General features: G+C 45.5%; 19 protein-coding genes, 2 tRNA genes and 1 pseudogene. 9 read left to right on the forward strand and 13 right to left on the reverse strand.

Annotation, left to right across the window (positions count from 1 at the left end; all coding sequences use genetic code 11):
* Nucleotides 1-8 precede the first annotated feature (8 nt).
* Complete coding sequence (locus C4H11_RS06460) at nucleotides 9-1,073, forward strand: DUF4876 domain-containing protein (protein WP_106040935.1); 1,065 nt, start codon at nucleotides 9-11, stop codon at nucleotides 1,071-1,073.
* Between the two features lie 378 nt (nucleotides 1,074-1,451).
* Nucleotides 1,452-1,805 (forward strand): hypothetical protein, encoded by a 354-nt coding sequence (locus C4H11_RS06465; RefSeq protein ID WP_106040936.1) that lies wholly within the window; start codon nucleotides 1,452-1,454, stop codon nucleotides 1,803-1,805.
* Nucleotides 1,806-2,040: 235 nt separating this feature from the next.
* Here C4H11_RS06465 and C4H11_RS06470 read toward each other — a convergent pair whose 3' ends face one another.
* The 5 genes from C4H11_RS06470 to C4H11_RS06490 all read right to left on the reverse strand — a co-directional run bounded on the left by C4H11_RS06470 (nucleotide 2,041) and on the right by C4H11_RS06490 (nucleotide 5,674).
* Complete coding sequence (locus C4H11_RS06470; RefSeq protein WP_106040937.1) at nucleotides 2,041-2,685, reverse strand: MarC family protein; 645 nt, start codon at nucleotides 2,683-2,685, stop codon at nucleotides 2,041-2,043.
* 52 nt (nucleotides 2,686-2,737) lie between these two features.
* Complete coding sequence (locus C4H11_RS06475; RefSeq protein WP_106043184.1) at nucleotides 2,738-3,436, reverse strand: YjjG family noncanonical pyrimidine nucleotidase; 699 nt, start codon at nucleotides 3,434-3,436, stop codon at nucleotides 2,738-2,740.
* Nucleotides 3,437-3,550: 114 nt separating this feature from the next.
* Entirely contained in the window at nucleotides 3,551-4,411 is an 861-nt protein-coding gene (locus C4H11_RS06480; protein WP_106040938.1) for a Cbp1 family collagen-binding glycoprotein adhesin, read from the reverse strand.
* A gap of 35 nt (nucleotides 4,412-4,446) precedes the next feature.
* Nucleotides 4,447-5,121, reverse strand: coding sequence for a 16S rRNA (cytidine(1402)-2'-O)-methyltransferase (gene rsmI, locus C4H11_RS06485; RefSeq protein ID WP_106043186.1), 675 nt, complete (start codon nucleotides 5,119-5,121; stop codon nucleotides 4,447-4,449).
* A 16-nt stretch (nucleotides 5,122-5,137) separates the two neighbouring features.
* Complete coding sequence (locus C4H11_RS06490) at nucleotides 5,138-5,674, reverse strand: hypothetical protein (protein ID WP_106040939.1); 537 nt, start codon at nucleotides 5,672-5,674, stop codon at nucleotides 5,138-5,140.
* 178 nt (nucleotides 5,675-5,852) lie between these two features.
* On the opposite strand from C4H11_RS06490, the gene C4H11_RS06495 reads away from it, so the two are divergent.
* The 3 genes from C4H11_RS06495 (at nucleotide 5,853) to C4H11_RS06505 (ending at nucleotide 7,764) form a co-directional block, all read left to right on the forward strand.
* Nucleotides 5,853-6,458, forward strand: coding sequence for a thymidine kinase (locus C4H11_RS06495; protein WP_106040940.1), 606 nt, complete (start codon nucleotides 5,853-5,855; stop codon nucleotides 6,456-6,458).
* 23 nt (nucleotides 6,459-6,481) lie between these two features.
* Complete coding sequence (locus tag C4H11_RS06500) at nucleotides 6,482-7,612, forward strand: AI-2E family transporter (RefSeq protein WP_106040941.1); 1,131 nt, start codon at nucleotides 6,482-6,484, stop codon at nucleotides 7,610-7,612.
* A 79-nt stretch (nucleotides 7,613-7,691) separates the two neighbouring features.
* Nucleotides 7,692-7,764: transfer RNA gene (locus C4H11_RS06505), tRNA-Lys, on the forward strand.
* Nucleotides 7,765-7,980: 216 nt separating this feature from the next.
* Here the strand turns inward: C4H11_RS06505 and C4H11_RS06510 are convergent.
* The 3 genes and pseudogenes from C4H11_RS06510 to C4H11_RS06520 form a co-directional block, all read right to left on the reverse strand.
* Nucleotides 7,981-9,031: pseudogene (locus C4H11_RS06510) on the reverse strand (ISAon1 family transposase).
* Nucleotides 8,997-9,371, reverse strand: a complete 375-nt coding sequence (locus tag C4H11_RS06515) for an ISAon1 family transposase N-terminal region protein (RefSeq protein WP_106043188.1) — start codon at nucleotides 9,369-9,371, stop codon at nucleotides 8,997-8,999. Before C4H11_RS06515 ends, C4H11_RS06510 begins: the two are co-directional and overlap by 35 nt.
* A 131-nt stretch (nucleotides 9,372-9,502) precedes the next feature.
* Nucleotides 9,503-9,586 (reverse strand) — tRNA-Leu (locus C4H11_RS06520).
* Between the two features lie 157 nt (nucleotides 9,587-9,743).
* On the opposite strand from C4H11_RS06520, the gene C4H11_RS06525 reads away from it, so the two are divergent.
* Nucleotides 9,744-10,829, forward strand: a complete 1,086-nt coding sequence (locus C4H11_RS06525; protein ID WP_106040942.1) for a mannose-1-phosphate guanylyltransferase — start codon at nucleotides 9,744-9,746, stop codon at nucleotides 10,827-10,829.
* Between the two features lie 100 nt (nucleotides 10,830-10,929).
* On the opposite strand, the gene C4H11_RS06530 is transcribed toward C4H11_RS06525, so the two are convergent.
* The 3 genes from C4H11_RS06530 to C4H11_RS06540 form a co-directional block, all read right to left on the reverse strand.
* Nucleotides 10,930-11,322, reverse strand: a complete 393-nt coding sequence (locus tag C4H11_RS06530) for an HIT family protein (protein WP_106040943.1) — start codon at nucleotides 11,320-11,322, stop codon at nucleotides 10,930-10,932.
* A 50-nt stretch (nucleotides 11,323-11,372) separates the two neighbouring features.
* Complete coding sequence (gene greA / locus C4H11_RS06535) at nucleotides 11,373-11,837, reverse strand: transcription elongation factor GreA (protein WP_106040944.1); 465 nt, start codon at nucleotides 11,835-11,837, stop codon at nucleotides 11,373-11,375.
* A gap of 187 nt (nucleotides 11,838-12,024) precedes the next feature.
* A complete protein-coding gene (locus tag C4H11_RS06540) occupies nucleotides 12,025-13,176 on the reverse strand; it encodes a thioredoxin-like domain-containing protein (RefSeq protein ID WP_106043190.1) in 1,152 nt (383 codons plus the stop codon).
* A 323-nt stretch (nucleotides 13,177-13,499) separates the two neighbouring features.
* Between C4H11_RS06540 and pnp the strand changes: the two genes are divergently transcribed.
* Nucleotides 13,500-15,689, forward strand: coding sequence for a polyribonucleotide nucleotidyltransferase (gene pnp / locus C4H11_RS06545; protein ID WP_106040945.1), 2,190 nt, complete (start codon nucleotides 13,500-13,502; stop codon nucleotides 15,687-15,689).
* Between the two features lie 696 nt (nucleotides 15,690-16,385).
* Here the strand turns inward: pnp and buk are convergent.
* Together buk and C4H11_RS06560 are read right to left on the reverse strand one after the other, a co-directional pair.
* On the reverse strand, nucleotides 16,386-17,447 hold the full coding sequence (buk, locus tag C4H11_RS06555) for a butyrate kinase (protein WP_106040947.1): 1,062 nt from the start codon (nucleotides 17,445-17,447) through the stop codon (nucleotides 16,386-16,388).
* 70 nt (nucleotides 17,448-17,517) lie between these two features.
* Entirely contained in the window at nucleotides 17,518-18,435 is a 918-nt protein-coding gene (locus C4H11_RS06560) for a phosphate acyltransferase (RefSeq protein WP_106040948.1), read from the reverse strand.
* Nucleotides 18,436-18,712: 277 nt separating this feature from the next.
* Here C4H11_RS06560 and C4H11_RS06565 point away from each other — a divergent pair, with 277 nt between their 5' ends.
* Nucleotides 18,713-19,651, forward strand: coding sequence for a S66 peptidase family protein (locus C4H11_RS06565; protein WP_106043191.1), 939 nt, complete (start codon nucleotides 18,713-18,715; stop codon nucleotides 19,649-19,651).
* Nucleotides 19,648-20,658 (forward strand): M20 family metallopeptidase, encoded by a 1,011-nt coding sequence (locus tag C4H11_RS06570; RefSeq protein WP_106040949.1) that lies wholly within the window; start codon nucleotides 19,648-19,650, stop codon nucleotides 20,656-20,658. Before C4H11_RS06565 ends, C4H11_RS06570 begins: the two co-directional genes overlap by 4 nt.
* Nucleotides 20,659-20,686: the final 28 nt, after the last annotated feature.

Consider the following 20,686-nt stretch of genomic DNA (forward strand, 5'->3'; position numbering starts at 1 on the left):
ATAAGACAATGAAAAGCTTTTTGAAAAACGGGCTATTGCTCGCAGTAATTGGTTTATCCGTATTTACAAGTTGCCGCAGAGATGGTGACGAAAACGAACAAACATCTGAAACTAAAATCAATCACCTTCTGATACAAGAGGTGTATTATGGTGGTACTTATTTTACCCGAACTTATGATGGGAAAGAGTACGAGCAAGCGTATGATGAAGACAAGTACATCAAGATCTATAACCCCACATCCAAGACTATCTATTTAGACAATTATGCTTTGGCCGTACATCCATTTGATCCCTGTAACAGAATAGAACTCAAAGATGAATATAACTTCATCAAAACACATTTCGGGGTATCTACCATCGTCCTCTTCGGGGGTAACGGCACTCAACATCCATTAGCTGCAGGAGCCTCTGCTATCATCGCTAAGAAAGCGATTAACCATAGAACCGACAGGGAAAAATACTTAAAAGACAATGAGGAGAATTTAGATAATTACAAAAGATTGGACCAACTTATTGATTTAAGTAAAGCCGACTATCAGTGGGTACCGAAAGAAGAAGTCAGTGGTGTGGACAACAATGTGCGTGAAATGGCTCTGTGGTATTCGCAAGGAGAATGGAAGAAAGATGAAATGAGCAACTTTGACGTATCCAACAAAAGTGTCATAGCCCTGATTAAATTGGGCGATACACCGGAAAATATCAAGAAAACTTTTATAGAAGAATCTGGTTACACGAAAGCAGAAGACATTGCCAAGAGAAAGTACTACAAAAATGTTGCTTACAAGACTGACGGACACCACAGTCACGAAGCCACCCTGATGATTATGCCTTATGAGTGGGTTGAAGATGTAGTGACCATCTGTCCCAACACAGAATTCAAATGGTCAGTGGTAGATATAAAAGTAGACAAAGGACACAAGGGTGTGCAAGAAACGGCGAACGATAAGATTGATAAACACGCAGGAAAGGCCTTAGTAAGACGGTTTGATGGAAATAAATTTGTCGACGACAATAACTCTACCTCCGACTTTGAAGTTGCAGAAGCCTCTATGTTTCCTAAGAACAAGAAGTAGAGTGCAATTTCTGAATGACGAATAAACTAAAAAAAAGAATCAGAGCCTGTATTTGATTCTTTCCGGCATTCTTGAAAGAATGCCGGAAATCATATATCTACAAAAAGTGGAGCTTAAAGAACAAAATAACACCTACTTATTATTGTTACATTACATCCTTATCACAAGAAAGCCATAAATCACACCTTTTCATACCCTGAAATTGATATAAATCAAAAAATGGCAGTATAAAGTACACTTTCTTTCTGTGAAAATTTCATGTTATAAAACATATTCCTATATTTGCACAAGTAAAAAGGAAAAACGAAAGTTCGTTTTCAATAGGTATTAGATTTTATAGATTAGTTTTTAGGATTAACAAATTTAAAAGTAGGTATTATGAAACGTTTAGGATTAACATTAGCGGCAGCAGTCTGCCTGACTGCCGGAGTATTTGCAGCAGGAAATCAACCTACAACTGCAAAATGGGAAGGTAACATCAACGTAACCAAATTGGGCAAGTATCTGAAACTGGATGCCGGCCAACATGAGGAAGTGACAAATATATGTGAATATTTCACAGAGCAGATGGAACGCGCCGCAAGCTCAAAGAAGAATCAGGAGAAGCTGTTGCGCGACGCCGTTTACGGAAACCTGAAGCTGATGAAGAGAACTTTGACTGAGAAGCAGTATGCCGACTATGCCAGAGTTCTGAATGTCACCTTGCAGAACAAAGGTATAGAAGTGAAGTAAACATTTCTTTACACACTCATGTATTAAACAATAAGAACTCTCCATACGGATTGTATGGCAGGAAACTTCAGGATTCAGGTCTTATGCTTGAATCCTGTTTTTTTACTCCCATGCTATAAGGATTGACCAGCCTCAATTCTTCCTGCCCTACAGGATGCGTCAGATTGGGTGCCGGTAGATACCGGTACTTGAGGCTCACACACTGAGATCTCCCGCGCCATAAAGAGAGGGGGCATCAACCTACCGTACTTTGCAATATTTCCATCAGAATCGGCTTTACCCCACTGACAAAACATTCCACCGCAATAACCATCAGAATAAGTCCCATCAGACGCATCATCACGTTGTTCCCGGTTTCGCCCAACACATCCACCAAGCGAGTGGAAGCACGCAATATAAAGAAGGTGAGCAAATAAATCAAAGCGATAATACCTATCAAAACGCCTTTCATCTCAAAAGTATAGGCATCCTGCATCAGCACAATGGCATTGGCTATGGCACCCGGGCCGCAAAGCATCGGAATGCCAAGCGGAGTGACGGAAATATCGTCGGCATAGGTTTTTATCTCTTCGTCTTTCAGCTTCATTGGCGTATAACGAGCTTGCAACATATCAAAGCCTATCTTAAAGATGATGAAACCACCCGCGATACGAAAGCCATTGGTAGAGATTCCAAAAAACTTAAAAAGGAATTGACCGGCAAAAGTAAAGGTCATGATAGTGACAAAAGCTACCAATGTGGCACGCGAAACCACTGAACGACGCTCCTTCTCCGTCATGCCATGTGTCATGGTCAGGAAGACCGGCATTGTGCCAAGAGGGTTTGTCAAAGTGAAAAAAGAGGTGAAACAGAGCAAAGCGAAAGGTAAAATAGATTCCATAACCATGTTTTTTACGTTTACATACGACAAAAATACAATTAAATCTCACTCTTCACAAAATCTGCATTAATTCTTTTAAACTAAAAATCTCATAAGTGGGACGAAAAGGCAAATTTTCTTTTCCGTTCACGTTGTAAAATACTTGATGCATACCCACTCCTCCGGCTCCAACCACATCATTTTCCCAACTATCTCCTATCATCAGCGATTCTTTCAACTCGGATTGCGTGGCCGACAAGGCGAAATGAAAAATCTCAGGCCATGGCTTCAGCACACCGATATCATCAGAAAGAATCACTTTCTTGAAGAAACCATCAATCCCGGCCGAACGCATTTTGTGACATTGAAGTTCCTGAAAACCGTTGGAAATAATGTACAGATTGTATTTATCCGACAAATACTCCAACGCTTCGTGCGCATAGGGCATCAACCCGCTTTTCGTAGGGATGACAGAGAAAAAATCATCTGCAAATCTTTGTGCCAAAACGGCATCTCCCGCCCCCACTGCTTCCAAAGGATAAAGAAAACGCCGGCGGTTCAGTTCTTCCTTTGTTACCTGCCCGTTGCCATATTCCTCCCACAACTCTGCATTGCGTTTCTGATAAAGGGTGTAAAAATGATGGAAAGAGCAAAAAAAAGAGTCATATCCGTATTTATGATACATTTCCTCAAAAGTGTCGCGTGCATTCTGTGAAAATGCCCACAGCGTGTCATCCAGATCAAAGAAAAGATTCTTATATCGATGTGCCATTATAAAGAGTATAGAAGAAAAAAAGCAGGCACTTGCAACTTCATACAGAAGGATTTTGTCCCACCATGAATGTGCAAGAACCCGCATTCAATGAATTACTTCACGAAGGAGCCGTTACTTCACCTGAATAACCAAGAACTTGGATACGCTCCAGAAATCTTTCGAATTCGTTATCCTCAGTATAAGCTGCCCCTTGCCGTCTTTTTCCAAAGCAAAGCTTCCGGCAGGATGAGTAGTCAGCACCTCCGCACTCTTGGAATAGAGTTTGATTTCCTTTGTTGTACGAATGTCAACCTGAGTAAAGTAGTCTTTATTGACATTGCCTTCTTTCAGCACATCACCCTTATTAAGGATGTTCTGTTCTTTCAGTTCTTTCTTTGTGCCAAACACAAACCAGCCGGTATTGAGTGCCTTGTCCTGCTCGGCAACGGTTTTAGCCTTTGCCTCATTCTCGGCAGAAAGTGTCTCCTTATCCGCAGTCAGCCCCGTAACGGCAGCATCCAGTTCCTGGATACGGATGTTCTTGGAGGCCAACTCCGCTTGCAGCTCTTCGATGCGCTGAGTCTTTGCTGCCAGTTCCAACGTCAACGATTCAACTGCTTTCTTCAGCTGGGCAGAATTATTCTTACTATTCTTAAGCATGGATTGCAACTTAACAATCTGTTCTTTGTTTTCCTCCATCTGCTTACGGATAAATTCGATATCGGAAGTAATCTGTTGTCTGGCATCCAAAGAACCTTCCGCCACGGCTCCACGCTGCAAATCCACACGACTTTCGGCCGCATTGATCTGACGGAATCCTTCCGAAATATCATTGAAAGTACCCATCATCTCATCCAGTTCAGCATTTCGCTGAGCCAATTCCATCAAAAGCGAATCATTTTCTGCTTTCAACCTATCTTTGTCACCTCCGGAGAGGTTACCACACGAAGCCATTGCAGCTCCGCATACAATTAAAACCACTAACTTTTTCATACGTTTTTATTTTACGTTTTGTTTAATGAAGTTGTTTAATCGTCTATTCCTGCCACTATAATCACAATTTCACCGCGTGGTTCATTAAGGGTGAAATGTTCTATCAATTCCGTAAGAGTGCCACGCTTGGTCTCCTCGTGTACCTTGGAGATTTCGCGCGAAACGGATGCCGGGCGTTCGGCACCAAAATGCTCGGCCAACTGCGTCAATGTCTTCACCAACCTGTACGGCGACTCATAAAAAACCATGGTGCGGCGCTCTTCCGCCAATGCCTTCAAGCGCGTCGTACGCCCTTTCTTTTGCGGCAAAAAGCCTTCAAAACAGAACTTCTCATTCGGCAAGCCCGAAGCGACCAAAGCCGGGACAAAAGCCGTTGCACCCGGCAAGCATTGCACTTCGATACCGTTGCGAACGCATTCTCGTACGACCAAGAAGCCCGGATCGGATATTCCGGGAGTACCGGCATCCGAAATCAAGGCTACCGTTGCCCCTCCCTTTATTCTTTCCACCACATGCTCCACCGTTTTATGCTCATTGAACTTATGATGAGACTGCATGGCATTCTTTATCTCAAAATGCTTCAGCAATATCCCTGAGGTACGCGTATCCTCGGCAAGCACCAAGTCGACCTCCTTCAAAATCCGAATGGCACGAAAAGTCATGTCTTCCAAATTGCCAACCGGCGTAGGCACTACATAAAGTTTTCCCATATCCATCATCGAGCATTCAACTGAAATGTTTTTTGAGAAGTTCCAGAAATTCTGCAACCACTTCATTCTCCTCATCCGGATGTACTTCCGAAGTAAAAATCTCTATGGCCTTATCCAAAGAAGAAGCTTCGTTCAGTCGCGCCACAATCGCATTCATCTTTGCGACATCCCCTCCAAAGAGCTCACGCACAAAGCGAAACGAATCATTCAAGCTGATGGTGTGTCGCAAATCCGCGGACGGTTTGATGCGCTCCGCCAAAATAGGGGAAGAAAACGTCACGGACGGCCAGGCTGCATCTTGTTCAGAAATCTTGTCTTCGACAACCAATCGTTCCGCATCGGGCAATACCACGACAGCGGGTTCCACAACGGGCATTTCCTCGGCAGACGCCTCTTCCAGCAATCGCTGCAATGTATCCAATCGCGTCTTTATCTGCCGGATATTCCGCTTTGCCACTATTCGCAATGCTGGATTGCCGTCAGCAGAAACTGCCTGCAATAAAAACTTCAGTTCCTGAACATCAAGTTCTATATCATTCAATAAAGTCTGCATGTTCCTTACACTGTACGTGTTAACGCCGCAAATGTAGAAATAAATAATGAAATAATATCAGGAAGCAAACAAAAGTATTATTTTTGTGCTCCAGAAAGAGATTCAAGTATATCTTATGCTCTTAAAGAAAAATAACCGGAAAATTCAAAACAGAATTCAATAACAACACTTGAAAAACATGGTAGTATTCTCAGAAGACCACATACAAGAGACCAGACGCAGAGGAAGAATCGAAGTCATTTGCGGTTCGATGTTCTCCGGCAAAACGGAAGAATTGATACGACGCCTCAAAAGGGCCAAGTTTGCCAAACAGCGTGTAGAGATATTCAAACCGGCCATAGACACTCGCTATTCCGAGGCCGATGTTGTGTCTCACGACAGTCATTCCATCTCCTCTACTCCCATAGATTCATCGGCAAGTATTTTATTGTTCACGTCAGAAATTGATGTGGTCGGCATTGATGAGGCCCAATTTTTCGATGCCGGATTGATTGATGTATGCAATCAGCTTGCCAACAACGGCATACGTGTCATTGTTGCCGGATTGGATATGGATTTTCGCGGTGTGCCGTTCGGCCCGATGCCGGGATTGTGTGCCATTGCCGACGAAGTGTCCAAGGTGCATGCCATCTGTGTAAAATGCGGCCGGTTAGCCTCTTTCTCGCACCGCACAGTGAAAAACGACAAGCAAGTATTGCTCGGCGAAACGGCCGAATACGAGCCCTTGTGCCGCGAATGTTACCTGCGAGCTATCCGAACAGACCGGCTGGCGCCTCATGAATAAGAAACGATAAAAGGCAAAGCTTTATGGAGCGCAAAAAGATCACATTCGACAGTTTTATCCGCGGTGTCATACTCGGGCTCATCATCATCGGCGTCCTAATGCTCTTTAAACGCCTGAGCGGAGTGCTATTGCCTTTCTTCATTGCTTGGATCATCGCTTATTTACTTTATCCTCTGGTCACTTTCTTTCAATATAGACTCAAACTGAGAAGCCGGGTTATCTCCATATTCTGTGCATTATCTGTTCTCGCAGCCATCGGGACAGCAGCCTTTTATCTCTTGATTCCTCCCATGATAGAAGAGTTCGGTCGGGTAAAAGATCTACTGATAACTTATTTTTCCAACAATCCCCGGAACGGAAATATTCCCCAGACGCTCACAGAGTTTTTACAAGAGAACATAGACACGCAGCTCATAACCCGCCTGTTCAACCAAGAATACACCTTAGAGACCATCAAAGAAACACTTCCCGGTATTTGGGCGGTACTGTCCGAGACCTTCAACATACTATTCAGCATCTTTACCTTCTTCATCATACTATTATATATCGTTTTCATTTTGTTAGATTATGAAAGCATCTCAGAAGGTTGGATACATTTGATACCACATAAGTATCGAGGCATTGTTGCCGGGGTGCTGAACGACGTTAAGAATGGCATGAACAGATATTTCCGCGGACAAGCCTTTGTGGCTTTATGCGTAGGCATTCTATGCAGCATAGGTTTTCTCATCATTGACTTCCCTTTAGCCATTGGATTAGGTATGTTTATAGGGATATTGAACATGGTTCCTTATCTGCAAGTGATAGGATTTGTCCCCACCATTATGCTTGCCATATTAAAAGCCGCAGACACAGGTGGTAATTTCTGGTGGATTCTGGCCTCAGCCATCATCGTGCTTGCAGTAGTGCAAGCCATCCAGGATGGCATTATCGTCCCCCATGTCATGGGCAAAGTCACCGGTCTGAACCCTGCAATCATCTTGCTCTCCCTATCAGTTTGGGGGTCGTTAATGGGAATGTTAGGAATGATCATAGCCCTCCCTCTTACCACCCTTATGCTATCCTACTATCAACGCTTCATAATTAATCGGGAAAACATTCACGGCATTAAACCATCTGATAATCAGAAAAGAGAAAAAGAGAGGAAAGATTAAATTTGACTTTTTCTTTCATTTCACTTGTATTTTCGACAAAAGTCTTTATCTTTGCAGCCGCTTAACAGCAATAAGGTTTGATTCGCTAGCTCAGCAGGTAGAGCACAACACTTTTAATGTTGGGGTCCTGGGTTCGAGCCCCAGGCGGATCACTGAAATGCGGGACAGAAATGGACAGTAAATAACAACTCCCACAATAGAGCCACTTTTCATACCCTTTGGCGAAAACCGTTCATGTAAGTTTCATATAGCAATACAAAATTAGCTAATCCTTTGAGGGAGGCAAAAGGTTTCCTTCTTTTTTGTATTGCCAGTCAACTCGATTTTTAGCAGCCTCTCTCTTTGGCTCACCGGAATATTAGTGGGGTCTAAGCGTAAATCATTGAAAGTCTGAACAAGAAGAACTTTATATCAGTGCTTCCTCTCAAAGCAGCTCTTAAAGCTTTAATCTTGGCATTGAATGATTCAGCAAAAGCATTGGTAGCACGGTTTACAAAGAAGTTTAGCACCTCGTCGTAATGCCCGTACAAGGTAGCGGCAATAACATTGAAGCTCTTGAATCCCGAATGCTCCACCTTGTTGTACCATCTTGCCAGTGAGAGTCTTGCGGCATCCTTGATGGTCTTCTTAGAGAAAATCATGCGCAGAGAATGTGTAAGCGAATAAGCCTCCTTCAAGTCTGTGTATTGCTCGAATAGGACCTTAGCCCTCTGCTTCCGGCTTTCAGTCCACTTGTCCGCTGACTTGAACAGCAGATACCGGTTGCGCGCCAACAGTTGCTTCGGGGTGTCACCGTTGGCAAGCACTACGGGTGTATAGGCCTCTCCCATGGACTTGGCCTCTTCCCTTGCATCGGTCTCGTCCTGAATGGCATCCCAACGGTGCACAATGCGCATTTCCTGCAATGCGTCGTTGGAGAGTTTCTGTATATGGAAGCGGTCTATGGTCTATATGGCATTAGGGAAGCACCGCCTTGCGATAAGGCGCATGTGCTGGCTGATGGTGCTCGCTCCCCGTCTTGGCATTAGGGAAGCACCGCCTTGCGATAAGGCGCATGGAGTTGGACATATCCATGGTTATCTCCTGAACGAGGTTCCGTCCACGCTCATCGATACGCATGAGGGCTTCCGTCACCTTGTCGGCCGATACGCCCCTGACGATGGCTATGAGTGTCCCCTTCCTTCCACGGGCGGAACGATTGGTCACGATGGTGTAAAGCTCACCGTTGCTCGGGGCCGTCTCATCTATGCAGATGCTCGGACCGATATTCTCCGGATAGATAAGCCATTGGTCGGCATGCTCCAACTGGTCCCAGTTGCGGAAGCAACTCAGATGATCCTTATATTGTTTCTCAAAGGTATTGGCTTTGACATGGTAGTACTCCTCAAGCGTACGGCAGGGCACTGGGGAACTCTCCATACGTTTCTTTTAAAAAAGCCGCGAACTCCTTGGAGTAGCACGTTCCCTTTGCAACAAGACTTAAAGGACAGCAGAAACTCACGCCGTCCTTGCGATTAAGCCATCGGCGACGACGTATGTGAAGCAAAAGCTTATGGTCACGGATAGGGCAATCTGTTATCGTGGTAGAATCAAGGAATCTCTTACTCTTGATATCAGTGTCGGACCTATAAGAAGCAGGATAAATCTCATCCAGACCTATCTCTATCAATGTAGTACTCTGATGGACATTGACTACCTCAAAATAATCAAGGATTGGGGAGGGAAGCATCAGGCTGGCAAGTTCTCTTAGTAAATCCATAAGGCAAAAGTAAGAAAAAAGAGTAACCCCCACTAATATTCCGCTGAGCCCTAATTGGGAACAATATGAGAATATTCGTAAAACAAGAGAAGCTAAGTATTGAGAAATCAACCACTTAGCCTTTTATCCCGTACCCAGACCCGGGGTCGAACCGGGATGGAAGTGAATCCACTGGTGTTTGAGACCAGCGCGTCTACCGATTCCGCCATCTGGGCATGCATCATTTCTGAAATGCGGTGCAAAGATACCGCTTTTTTCCAAACCTGCAACACTTTCCACGAAAAAAGACAAAAAAAATGAGAAAATAGAAGCGGATTATTCTTCCTTTGTAAAATATGCAGTACATTAGCGGAAAATTAAAAAACAAACAGCATGACAACCAATAAGGACAACTTCTGCGTCATCATGGGCGGAGGAATCGGCAGCCGCTTCTGGCCATTCAGCCGTAAAACAATGCCCAAACAGTTTCTGGATTTCTTCGGCATAGGACGCTCATTGTTACAACAAACTTTCGACCGATTTAAACAAATAATTCCGGTAGAGAATATACTTATCGTAACAAACGATTTGTACACCGACCTTGTAAGAAAACAACTCCCGGAACTCCATTCCGAGCAAATATTGCTGGAACCAACACGCAGGAATACCGCCCCCTGCATCGCATGGGCCTCTTATCACATCCGTGCCCTGAACCCGAATGCCAATATAGTGGTCGCTCCCTCGGACCATCTCATCTTAAAAGAAGGAGAGTTCTTGGCAGCCATTGAAAAAGGACTGGAATTTGTTTCAAAATCGGACAATCTGCTGACACTCGGCATCAAACCCAACCGTCCCGAAACCGGATATGGCTACATACAGATAGACGAACCGGCAGATGATAATTTCTATAAGGTGAAGACTTTCACAGAAAAACCGGAACTGGAACTTGCAAAGGTCTTTGTAGAAAGCGGTGAATTCTATTGGAATTCAGGGCTGTTCATGTGGAACGTAAACTCCATCATCAAAGCTGGTGAAACCTTATTGCCGGAATTGGCCGCAAAACTGGCTCCCGGCAAAGATGTCTACGGAACCCCTTTGGAAAAGCAGTTCATTGACGAAAACTTCCCGACCTGCCCCAACATTTCCATCGACTTCGGAGTTATGGAAAAAGCCGACAATGTTTATGTCTCGTTAGGCGACTTCGGTTGGTCCGATTTAGGCACTTGGGGATCATTGTACGACTTATCCCCGAAAGATGAAACCGGAAATGTCTCTTTAAAATGTCAGTCGCTTTTTTATGACAGCAAGGATAATATCGTAGTATTGCCCGACAACAAACTCGCAGTAATCGAAGGACTTGAGGGATATCTTATTGCCGAATCGGAAAATGTGCTGCTGATTTGCAAAAAGGATGAAGAGCATGTCATCCGTAAATTCGTGAATGACGCACAAATCAAGATGGGAGAAGAGTATATTTAATTTCTTTTCAGAACAAACATCTTGAATAAAAGATTGCGGGAGCCAGACGTGATAACTGTCCGGCTCCCGCAATCTTTTATTCAGAGGAGGAAATAAAATATCAGAGTGCTGCACGTATGGCCTCTGCCACTGCGACAAACTCTTCGGTCGTCAGTCTCAACTTAGGATTGGAGAAAAGCATATCCTTCTCATTTTGCATCGGTATCAGGTGTATGTGCGCATGAGGCACCTCAAGTCCCAACACCGCTTCACCCACTTTCTTGCAGGGGAAAGCTTTGCCAATGGCCAATGCCACTTTCTTGGCAAAAACATGCATTGCCGCCAGATCCTCGTCAGACAAATCGAAGACATAATCCACTTCCTGTTTGGGAACAACCAACGTATGACCTTTCACTAACGGATTGATGTCAAGAAAAGCAAAGAACCGTTCATCCTCCGCCACCTTGTAGCAAGGTATTTCACCTGAGATAATTCTGCTGAATATTGTTGCCATAACTGTAATGTATAAAATAAGGCAAGCCCGCACGCAGACCTGCCTTTCTATTAAAATGAAATGTTTACTACTTCCAAATTGATCACACCTTGCGGAACTTTGATTTCGGCCACATCACCCACTTTCTTACCAAGCAAGCCTTGCGCAATCGGGGTATTCACAGAAATCTTTCCTTCTTTCAGGTTGGCTTCGCTTTCCGAAACGATGGTATAAACCATCTTCATCCCATTCTTCACGTTCTTCAGTTCCACCTTGTTAAGAATCTGTACCGAATCCGTCTTCAGTTTCGATTCGTCAATAATCTTGGCATCGGCAATCACCGCCTTCAATTTATTGATTTTCATTTCAAGCATTCCCTGAGCTTCTTTTGCCGCATCATATTCCGCATTTTCCGACAAGTCTCCCTTGTCACGTGCCTCAGCAATAGCTGCTACTATTTTCGGGCGTTCCACCGCCTCCAAATACTTCAGGTCGGCCAGCAATTTATTGTAACCTTCTTCTGACATGTAAGCCATACGTTTTCCTCCTTAAAATATATTTAGTTTTTATTGATACCATAAACAAAAAAGAATTCCAACATGGTCAGCATGCTGGAACCCTCTTCTTAAAATTCTCGACAAAGATAGTCTTTTAAACAATGCGTGTCAAGTAAAAAAGGCTGTTTTGCAACATATTAAAAACAAGTCTCTGACTTATACTATTTTACAGTAATACCTTTACAGCTGCTTCCAAATCTTTTACCGTCTCTCCACGGGCGCTTAATTCATTGTTTTTATTCACAAGAAAGACAGAGGGAAGATTTTGAACGTTATAGGTGGCAGCTACTGTAGAGTAAACACCATTGGCGTCGCGCACACAGATCCAAGGCAGGTTGTCGGCCGTTGTTTTCCAATAATGCTCGTCGGCATCCAAAGAAACCTGGTAAATTTCGAGACCTTGAGAGGCATACTTATCATACAGGCTACGCAACGTATAATTATGCGTAGCAGAAACGGCGCTTTGATAAACTGTAAAATCCAGAATCACAGCCTTTCCTTTCAACTCGCTCAGTTTGCGCACATTGCCCTTCATGTCACGCAGACTGATATCAATGAGTCCGGTTTCGGAGATATTTTCCTCGGCTATTTCCATGACTTTCTGCTTAGGGGTACGCGTATTCTTCATCCCCTTTATCACAATATTATAAAGATTCTTGGAACGGTCGGCCTCCGGATAGAAATTATTCAGACTGGTTGCCACGGCTGCAAAGCACTTGATATCATCTTTGCTATTCAAAGGATCGAATATCAGATAATCATTCAACTTCTGAAACAAGGCAAAGTAGGCGGCAGCCGTATTTGGAGCTGCAAAAATATAATTCATCTTCACTTCATCCTTATAGGCTTTCAACAAAATGGCAAGACTGTCTTCAAAGACATCGGCATCCATTCTCCGGGCTTGCACGGACTGAAACAAGCTATTCACATCATTCTGAAGTTTCATTTGCTTCAATGTCAAATCCTTTATCTTAGAGCTATTGAGCGAGCCTTCTACCGTGTAAGCTGTAGCAAAATCGACATAAGAAGCCTTCACCGAAACCGTCTCCGTAGAATCGACCGAAAAATTAATAATCTTGTCTTCCATCCGCAAACGATAAAACTCCGGAGATGCCGGACGCACTTGTCTGAAAGTAAAAGAGCCGTCGCCTTTCAGTTTCACTGAATCCAAAGGTACAATACCTTCCAAAGCCGAAGCTTCCAGATACAGCATTTTTCCATCGGCACCCGAGATTTCACCTTCTACTTTGAACTTCGAATCGGAATCACATGCACTCATCGCAACAGCAACAAGCGTCATAAAAAAGATTTTTTTCATCATATATTGGTTTTACTATCTTTCACACATCCTCATTTATTTTCCACACCTCACCCCTACCTGAAAGGTGCCTGTTCCGTATCAACTCCGCCCCTATAGATGCGAAATTGACATGAGTCTGCCACAGACTTGGCACGGGCAAATGTGCCTGCAAATATACTTCTTTTCAGATTTAGTCAAAGCATTTCCCTTGCTCTTACATGCAGATATTTGCAAAAAAGCAGTTAGATAAAAACTTTTTATCTCATTTCCACCGTCTTACAAGAATAAAATATGTATCTTTGCGCGAATTTTGAAAGAAAATTAGATATAAAACATTTTTTATGATTAACCCTATTGTTAAGACAATCGAGCTTCCTGATGGCAGAACCATCACGCTCGAAACGGGAAAGCTGGCAAAACAGGCAGACGGTTCTGTAATGCTTCGCATGGGCAACACCATGCTTTTAGCTACTGTTTGTGCCGCCAAGGACGCAGTTCCCGGAACAGATTTCATGCCGTTACAGGTAGAGTACAAAGAGAAATTCTCCGCGTTCGGACGTTTCCCCGGAGGTTTCACCAAACGTGAAGGCCGTGCCTCCGACTACGAAATCCTCACCTGCCGACTCGTCGACCGCGCTCTCCGCCCCCTATTCCCTGACAATTTTCATGCAGAGGTATACGTAAACATCATCCTCTTCTCGGCCGACGGCGTAGACATGCCGGATGCCTTGGCCGGTCTTGCAGCCTCCGCCGCACTTGCAGTCTCAGATATTCCTTTCAACGGGCCGATTTCCGAAGTACGCGTAGCACGTATTGACGGGCAGTTTGTCATCAACCCCACTTTCGAGCAATTGGAAAAAGCCGATATGGACCTGATGGTGGGCGCCACATACGAAAACATCATGATGGTGGAAGGCGAAATGAGCGAGGTTTCCGAACAAGATTTATTGGAGGCCATGAAAGCCGCGCACGAGGCCATCAAAACACAGTGCAAAGCCCAGATGGAGCTGGCAGAAGAAGTCGGTTCCACCGTGAAACGTGAATACTGCCACGAAGTGAACGATGAAGAACTTCGCAAAGCCGTTCACGACGCTTGCTACGAAAAGGCTTACGCCATTGCAGCATCGGGCAATAACAACAAGCATGAGCGTATCGCCGCTTTCGAAGCGATTTGCGAAGAGTTCAAAGCCCAATTCTCGGAAGAAGAGCTGGAGGAAAAGGGCGCTTTGATAGACCGCTATTATCACGACGTGGAAAAAGAAGCCATGCGTCGTTCTATTTTGGATGAAGGCAAGCGTCTTGACGGACGTAAGACAACCGAAATACGCCCTATCTGGTGCGAAACCAATTACTTGCCGGGACCTCACGGCTCTTCAATCTTCACACGCGGCGAAACACAGTCTTTGTCTACCGTTACTTTAGGAACGAAATTAGATGAGAAAATCATTGATGACGTATTGGAACATGGCAAAGAACGCTTCTTGCTTCACTATAACTTCCCGCCCTTTTCTACGGGCGAAGCAAAAGCACAGCGTGGTGTGGGCCGCCGCGAAATCGGCCACGGACACTTGGCATGGCGTGCATTGAAAGGCCAGATTCCTGCCGACTATCCTTACGTAGTACGTGTAGTATCCGATATCCTCGAATCAAACGGTTCTTCCTCTATGGCCACCGTATGCGCCGGAACGCTGGCGCTGATGGATGCAGGTGTAAAAATCAAGAAACCTGTATCGGGCATTGCAATGGGACTCATCAAGAATCCGGGCGAAGAGAAATATGCCGTGTTGTCCGATATCCTCGGCGACGAAGACCACTTGGGCGATATGGATTTCAAGGTGACGGGAACCCAAGACGGTATCACCGCCACACAGATGGACATCAAATGCGACGGACTGACTTACGACATCTTGGAGAAAGCTCTGCTGCAAGCCAAAGAAGGTCGTGAATTTATCCTTGGCAAGCTTACCGAGTGCATCGCCGAACCTCGCACGGATTTGAAGCCCCATGCACCGCGCATCGAGACAATAACCATTCCTAAAGAATTCATCGGTGCCGTCATTGGCCCGGGTGGAAAAATCATCCAAGGTATGCAGGAAGAAACCGGAGCTACCATCACGATTGAGGAAGTGGACAACGTAGGCAAAATTGAAGTTGCCGGAACAAACAAGAAAAGCATCGACGACGCCATACGTCTTATCAAAGGCATCGTAGCCATGCCCGAAGTAGGTGAAATCTACAAAGGTAAAGTGCGCAGCGTTATGCCTTACGGTGCATTCGTCGAGTTCTTGCCGGGCAAAGACGGTCTGCTTCACATCTCCGAGATAGATTGGAAGCGTTTGGAGACAGTAGAAGAAGCCGGCATCAAGGAAGGTGACGAACTGGAAGTAAAGCTATTGGAAATCGACCCGAAGACCGGTAAGTTCAAATTGTCTCGCAAAGTTTTATTGCCGAAACCGGAAGGTTACGTAGAACGCCCTGAAAGAAACGGTGAACGACGTGAACGACGTGACAGAGGTAACAGAAACGAATAAACCTCTCCCGCTATTCTTTATGATAAAAGCCCGACGGCATTTCCGTCGGGCTTCTTTTTATTTTCAGCCCGGGAAACAGGCAAGTAAGGCTTTCCTTTTGTTACCTTACTATCATTCGATTCCTTTTGTTTATGAAAAGAATATGCCCGCACAAGCAGAAACAATGCATCAAAGGAAGAGATAAGATGACCGATGCACTTTTCCGGACTGCGTCTCTTTAGCGAAACAAACCTTCAGAAAAAAAGATCGGAAAGTACCCCCATACTTTCCGATCCGAAACAGTCAAAAAATCGACCTTAATCAATTTATTAACTTAACACAATGACAAAGATATTAGAAAAATCTCTTCAAAGGAACTTTTTTTATCCGAAAAATCTGGAATTATTGCAATTGATAAAAAGTATCATTCTTTTACTTATGTCACGTACTCCATATCAACAGAAAAAGGACCGGACAAAAAGAGGTAATATCTTTAAGATTTACACCCCTTTATTATGCTGGTATTCAGGATGAAAATTTCTTTCCATCCTATATGGAACCAAAAGTTTCACCTCCTCACTTCCAAATGAAACACGCTTCCCAATAGAACTGAAGCCACTTCAGTCGTATTGGAAAGTAGCTTCCATATGCAAGGATAATGGCACGGCTCTATATGTAAATATTTATTGCAGTATTCTTCCCACATACTCACGGCATTTACCGATAAATTTGCACCGGTAGCTCACCACGCAATGCACCCAAGGCATTCAAAGCCAATGCCCCCAATTCATCCTCACCCGGATAGGCGTGAACAGGAGCAAGAAAGGAGACACGCTCCTTCAAGCGTGAAGTGATGTATTCCGAATGAGCCATTCCTCCCGTAAGCAAAATGGCATCTATCTTGCCATAGAGAACAACGGCGGCAGCTCCCACAGATTTGGCAATCTGGTAAATCATGGCATTCAGCACCAACTCGGCATGCTCGTCGCCCGACTCAATCTTCGCTACAATGGCCGGAATATCCGTTGTGCCCAGATGGGCGGCCAGTCCTGCGCTGCCGGAAATACGCTTTTTCAACTCTTCTTTCGTAAAGCGGCCGGAATAGCACAAGTCTATCAGTTGAGCGGCAGGAAGAGTACCGGCGCGTTCCGGTGAGAAAGGCCCTTCGCCATCAAGCGCATTGTTCACGTCGATGGCACGCCCCCTAAGATGCGTTCCTACGGAAATGCCCCCCCCCAGATGACAAATAATCAAGCTCAAATCTTCATAACGAGTATTTCGCTCGGAAGCATAGCGGCGGGCAATAGCACGCTGATTCAATGCATGCCAGATGGTGATGCGAGGCATCAGGGGCGATCCGGTGATACGAGCCGTCTCATCCAGTTCGTCCACCACTCCGGGGTCGGCTATGAAAGCACGGCAACCGGGCAACAAGGCGGCCAGATCGGCGGCAATGACGCATCCCAAGTTACAGGCATGGCTATGCATGGCGTGGGAAATATCGTTCAGCATGGCATCGTTCACTTCGTAAACTCCGCCGGGAATAGGTTTCAATAATCCGCCGCGCCCCACGATGGCATCAAACCGGAAAGGAATACCGTTCTTCTTCAGTGCTTCGAGCACCAGATTCTTGCGAAATTCAAACTGGTCGATGACACGAGGATATTTGGCGAGCTCTTCCACCGAATGACGGATGTTATTCACCAACCGGGGAGTTTCATCTTCATACACAGCAATCTTTGTTGATGTGGAACCGGGATTTACGGCAAGTATATACATTGTTGACATTAATAAGTTACGGGTTATAAATAAAGATAAAGAGAGATGTGCGGCAAGTTCCGCCACATCATCACAAGTCGCCTTCACAAGTCAGGCAGGCCATCGCCATACTGTAATATTTGGACAGTCCGGAGTCGCTGCGCGACGGCAATACCACCGGACAGACAGGCCCTTGAAGCAGCCCGGCCATATCTGCATGAGAGAAAAGAGATACAGCCTTGTAAAAAGCATTGCCCGACTCAATGTTAGGAAATATCAACACGTCCGCCTCGCCGTTGATGGGAGACACGATGCCTTTGATATCTCCGCTCGTCTTTTCACAGGCAGTCTTCACGTCCAGCGGGCCGTCGATGATGGCATTGCCAAACTCTCCGGCTTCGGCCAGTTCCACAATATTCACATAGTCCAATGAATGCGGAAACTTCGCGCTGACCTTTTCCGTGCAATGAATCAGCGCCACGCGCGGCTGCTCTATGCCGAAGTGACGGCAGGTGTCAAGAGCATATCCTATCATCTCGATGCGTTGCTGTAATGTGGGGCGGGGAATGACGGCCGCATCCGAAAAGAACAGCAGTTTATCGTATGTGGGTATCTGCATCACAGCCAGATGGGTAAGGATTCGCCCTTTGGGCAACAAACCGTGCTCTTTGTCAAGAATGGCCCGGAGCAGATTGTCGGTATTGATAATGCCTTTCATCAAGATATCGGCCCCTCCTTCACGGACAATGCGAACGGCTTCGCGCGCGGCCTCGTCGGAATCTTCCACATGCAGGGTCTTGACATATCGGGGATATTTTTTCAAGGTCTGATATTTCTCCAGAATGGAAGAATCTCCAATCATCAGAAATTCTGCTATACCTTCCTCAAGCGCGCGTGCAATGGCATATTCCGTATTGGGGTCATTGGCGCAAACTACCGCAATACGCTTCCTTCTATTCAAGGTTTTCAGATGGGCGGTCAACCGGTTAAAACTTCGAATTGGTTCCATAACGTTAGATTTTCAGCAAATATCTAAAAAAATGTCGAGAAACACAGCATGTATCACCCTTAAATTTTGCATGTTTAATATCCTTTTGACACAAGCCATCGAAAGAAAAGGTGGGAAAAGGCAGAATATAAAGCATTCTTTTGTGAAAAAGTAAATCCGAGAAGATAGAAAAAATAATCATTCTGAGATTGCAGCAGTGAAATAAACAAAAAAACTCTGCGGCACGCTGTGTCCTCTGTGGTGAATTATGTACTTTTGCAGAAAATATATCGCATATATGAGTAGCAGCCTTATTTTTCCTCCACATTTGCAAGAGGGCGACCGAGTCATTATTCTTTCTCCTTCCGGCAAAATAGACAAGTCTTTTCTGAAAGGGGCTTGTAAACGCTTGGAGGCTTGGGGCCTGGACGTAGTATTGGCAAAGCATGCCGCCGGTTCGCACGGAACATATGCAGGAAGCATCCGTCAACGCCTCGATGATTTGCAAGAAGCAATGGACGATGAAAAGGCCAAAGCTATATTTTGTAGCCGCGGTGGATACGGTGCCATACATCTGGCCGGGAAAATGGACTTCACCCGATTCAAGCGACACCCCAAATGGCTCATCGGATTCAGCGACATCACCGTACTCCACAATATTTTCCAGCGGAACGGTTTTGCTTCCTTGCACGCTCCCATGGCACGGCATCTCACCGTGGAACCGGAAGATAACTTTTGCACACTGTCACTGAAGAACATCCTCTTCGGCAATGCGTTCGGAGGAGAAGCAGCCTGTGGCTATACCTGCGCAGGGCATAGACTCAACCAGAAAGGCAAAAGCCGGGGAATCCTGCGTGGCGGCAATCTGGCCGTTTTCTATGGCTTGCGCGGCACTCCCTATGACATTCCGGCCGAAAACACCATCCTCTTCGTCGAAGACGTGGGCGAACGCCCTCATGCCGTGGAGCGCATGATGTACAACCTGAAGCTTGGCGGCATACTCGGAAAACTCTCCGGCCTCATCATCGGCCGGTTCACCGAATACGAAGAGACCAAATCTTTAGGAAAAGATTTATATGGCGCACTGTCCGACTTGATGAAAGAGTACGACTATCCGGTATGCTTCAATTTTCCCGTCGGACATGTCAGCATGAATGTCCCTTTGATAAACGGGGCTGAAGTTGAACTAACCGTAGATAAAAGAGAAGTTAAATTAAGTTTTAATACAGAAAAATGAAGAAACGACATTACACCTTCATTCCGCTGTTTCTCTTGCCGGTCATAGCGGCAGTGGCATGCAGCAGCAAGCGTGATAAATCGGCCGACAGCCCCGAAACCTCTACCGCCGAACATTCCGTAAACGTACCGTCTTTCAATGCCGACAGCGCCTATCACTATATTCAGGCTCAGGCCGACTTCGGCGCACGCGTGCCCAACACTACAGCCCATAAAGCTTGCGGAGATTTCCTGGCCGGCAAACTCGAATCTTTCGGCGCCAAGGTCTACAACCAGTATGCCGACCTCGTGGCGTATGACAATACCATACTGAAAGCCCGCAACATCATCGGCGCCTACAACCCTGAAAGCAAAAGACGGGTTCTGCTCTGTGCACATTGGGACAGCCGCCCTTATGCCGACGAAGACAGTGATTCTCAAAACCATAAGAAACCGATTCTCGGCGTAAACGATGGTGCCAGTGGCGTAGGCGTACTGCTCGAAGTGGCCCGACAACTGCAACAACAAGCGCCCGCCATCGGTATAGACATCATCTTCTTCGACGCCGAAGACTATGGAATACCTTCGTTCTACAAGGGACGCTACAAAGAGCACACATGGTGTCTGGGTTCACAATACTGGGGACGCATCCCCCACGTGGAGGGATACAATGCCCGCTTCGGCATTTTACTGGACATGGTAGGCGGCAAGAATGCCACCTTCTATCAGGAACGTTTCTCCCTACGCACCGCCAACAAGCAGGTCAAGAAGGTATGGGACGCCGCCCACCGTTTGGGATTCGGCAACTTCTTCCCTAAGGAACGGGGCACCGAAGTAACCGACGATCATGTATATGTGTACAACCTCCGGCAGATTCCTTGTGTGGACATCATCAACTACGATCCCCAAAACGACAAAGGTTTCGGAGACTTCTGGCATACAATGGACGACAACATGAGCCTCATTGACAAGGCTACGCTGAATGCCGTGGGACAAACAGTACTGGAAGTGGTGTATGGAGAGAAGTGAAATATTAGAAAAAAAAGACGGCAGACGT

The organism is Bacteroides zoogleoformans (genome assembly GCF_002998435.1).
Lineage (GTDB): Bacteria > Bacteroidota > Bacteroidia > Bacteroidales > Bacteroidaceae > Bacteroides > Bacteroides zoogleoformans.

Excerpts from the sequence above, each read along its gene's own strand:
- C4H11_RS06540 (WP_106043190.1), bottom strand. The coding sequence starts at position 13,176 with ATGAAAAAAATCTTTTTTATGACGCTTGTTGCTGTTGCGATGAGTGCA.
- C4H11_RS06495 (WP_106040940.1), top strand. The coding sequence starts at position 5,853 with ATGGTAGTATTCTCAGAAGACCACATACAAGAGACCAGACGCAGAGGA.
- C4H11_RS06490 (WP_106040939.1), bottom strand. The coding sequence starts at position 5,674 with ATGCAGACTTTATTGAATGATATAGAACTTGATGTTCAGGAACTGAAG.
- C4H11_RS06475 (WP_106043184.1), bottom strand. The coding sequence starts at position 3,436 with ATGGCACATCGATATAAGAATCTTTTCTTTGATCTGGATGACACGCTG.
- C4H11_RS06570 (WP_106040949.1), top strand. The coding sequence starts at position 19,648 with ATGAAGAAACGACATTACACCTTCATTCCGCTGTTTCTCTTGCCGGTC.
- pnp (WP_106040945.1), top strand. The coding sequence starts at position 13,500 with ATGATTAACCCTATTGTTAAGACAATCGAGCTTCCTGATGGCAGAACC.
- C4H11_RS06465 (WP_106040936.1), top strand. The coding sequence starts at position 1,452 with ATGAAACGTTTAGGATTAACATTAGCGGCAGCAGTCTGCCTGACTGCC.
- C4H11_RS06460 (WP_106040935.1), top strand. The coding sequence starts at position 9 with ATGAAAAGCTTTTTGAAAAACGGGCTATTGCTCGCAGTAATTGGTTTA.
- C4H11_RS06565 (WP_106043191.1), top strand. The coding sequence starts at position 18,713 with ATGAGTAGCAGCCTTATTTTTCCTCCACATTTGCAAGAGGGCGACCGA.
- C4H11_RS06480 (WP_106040938.1), bottom strand. The coding sequence starts at position 4,411 with ATGAAAAAGTTAGTGGTTTTAATTGTATGCGGAGCTGCAATGGCTTCG.
- buk (WP_106040947.1), bottom strand. The coding sequence starts at position 17,447 with ATGTATATACTTGCCGTAAATCCCGGTTCCACATCAACAAAGATTGCT.
- C4H11_RS06500 (WP_106040941.1), top strand. The coding sequence starts at position 6,482 with ATGGAGCGCAAAAAGATCACATTCGACAGTTTTATCCGCGGTGTCATA.
- C4H11_RS06470 (WP_106040937.1), bottom strand. The coding sequence starts at position 2,685 with ATGGAATCTATTTTACCTTTCGCTTTGCTCTGTTTCACCTCTTTTTTC.
- C4H11_RS06530 (WP_106040943.1), bottom strand. The coding sequence starts at position 11,322 with ATGGCAACAATATTCAGCAGAATTATCTCAGGTGAAATACCTTGCTAC.
- greA (WP_106040944.1), bottom strand. The coding sequence starts at position 11,837 with ATGGCTTACATGTCAGAAGAAGGTTACAATAAATTGCTGGCCGACCTG.
- rsmI (WP_106043186.1), bottom strand. The coding sequence starts at position 5,121 with ATGGGAAAACTTTATGTAGTGCCTACGCCGGTTGGCAATTTGGAAGAC.
- C4H11_RS06515 (WP_106043188.1), bottom strand. The coding sequence starts at position 9,371 with ATGGATTTACTAAGAGAACTTGCCAGCCTGATGCTTCCCTCCCCAATC.
- C4H11_RS06525 (WP_106040942.1), top strand. The coding sequence starts at position 9,744 with ATGACAACCAATAAGGACAACTTCTGCGTCATCATGGGCGGAGGAATC.
- C4H11_RS06560 (WP_106040948.1), bottom strand. The coding sequence starts at position 18,435 with ATGGAACCAATTCGAAGTTTTAACCGGTTGACCGCCCATCTGAAAACC.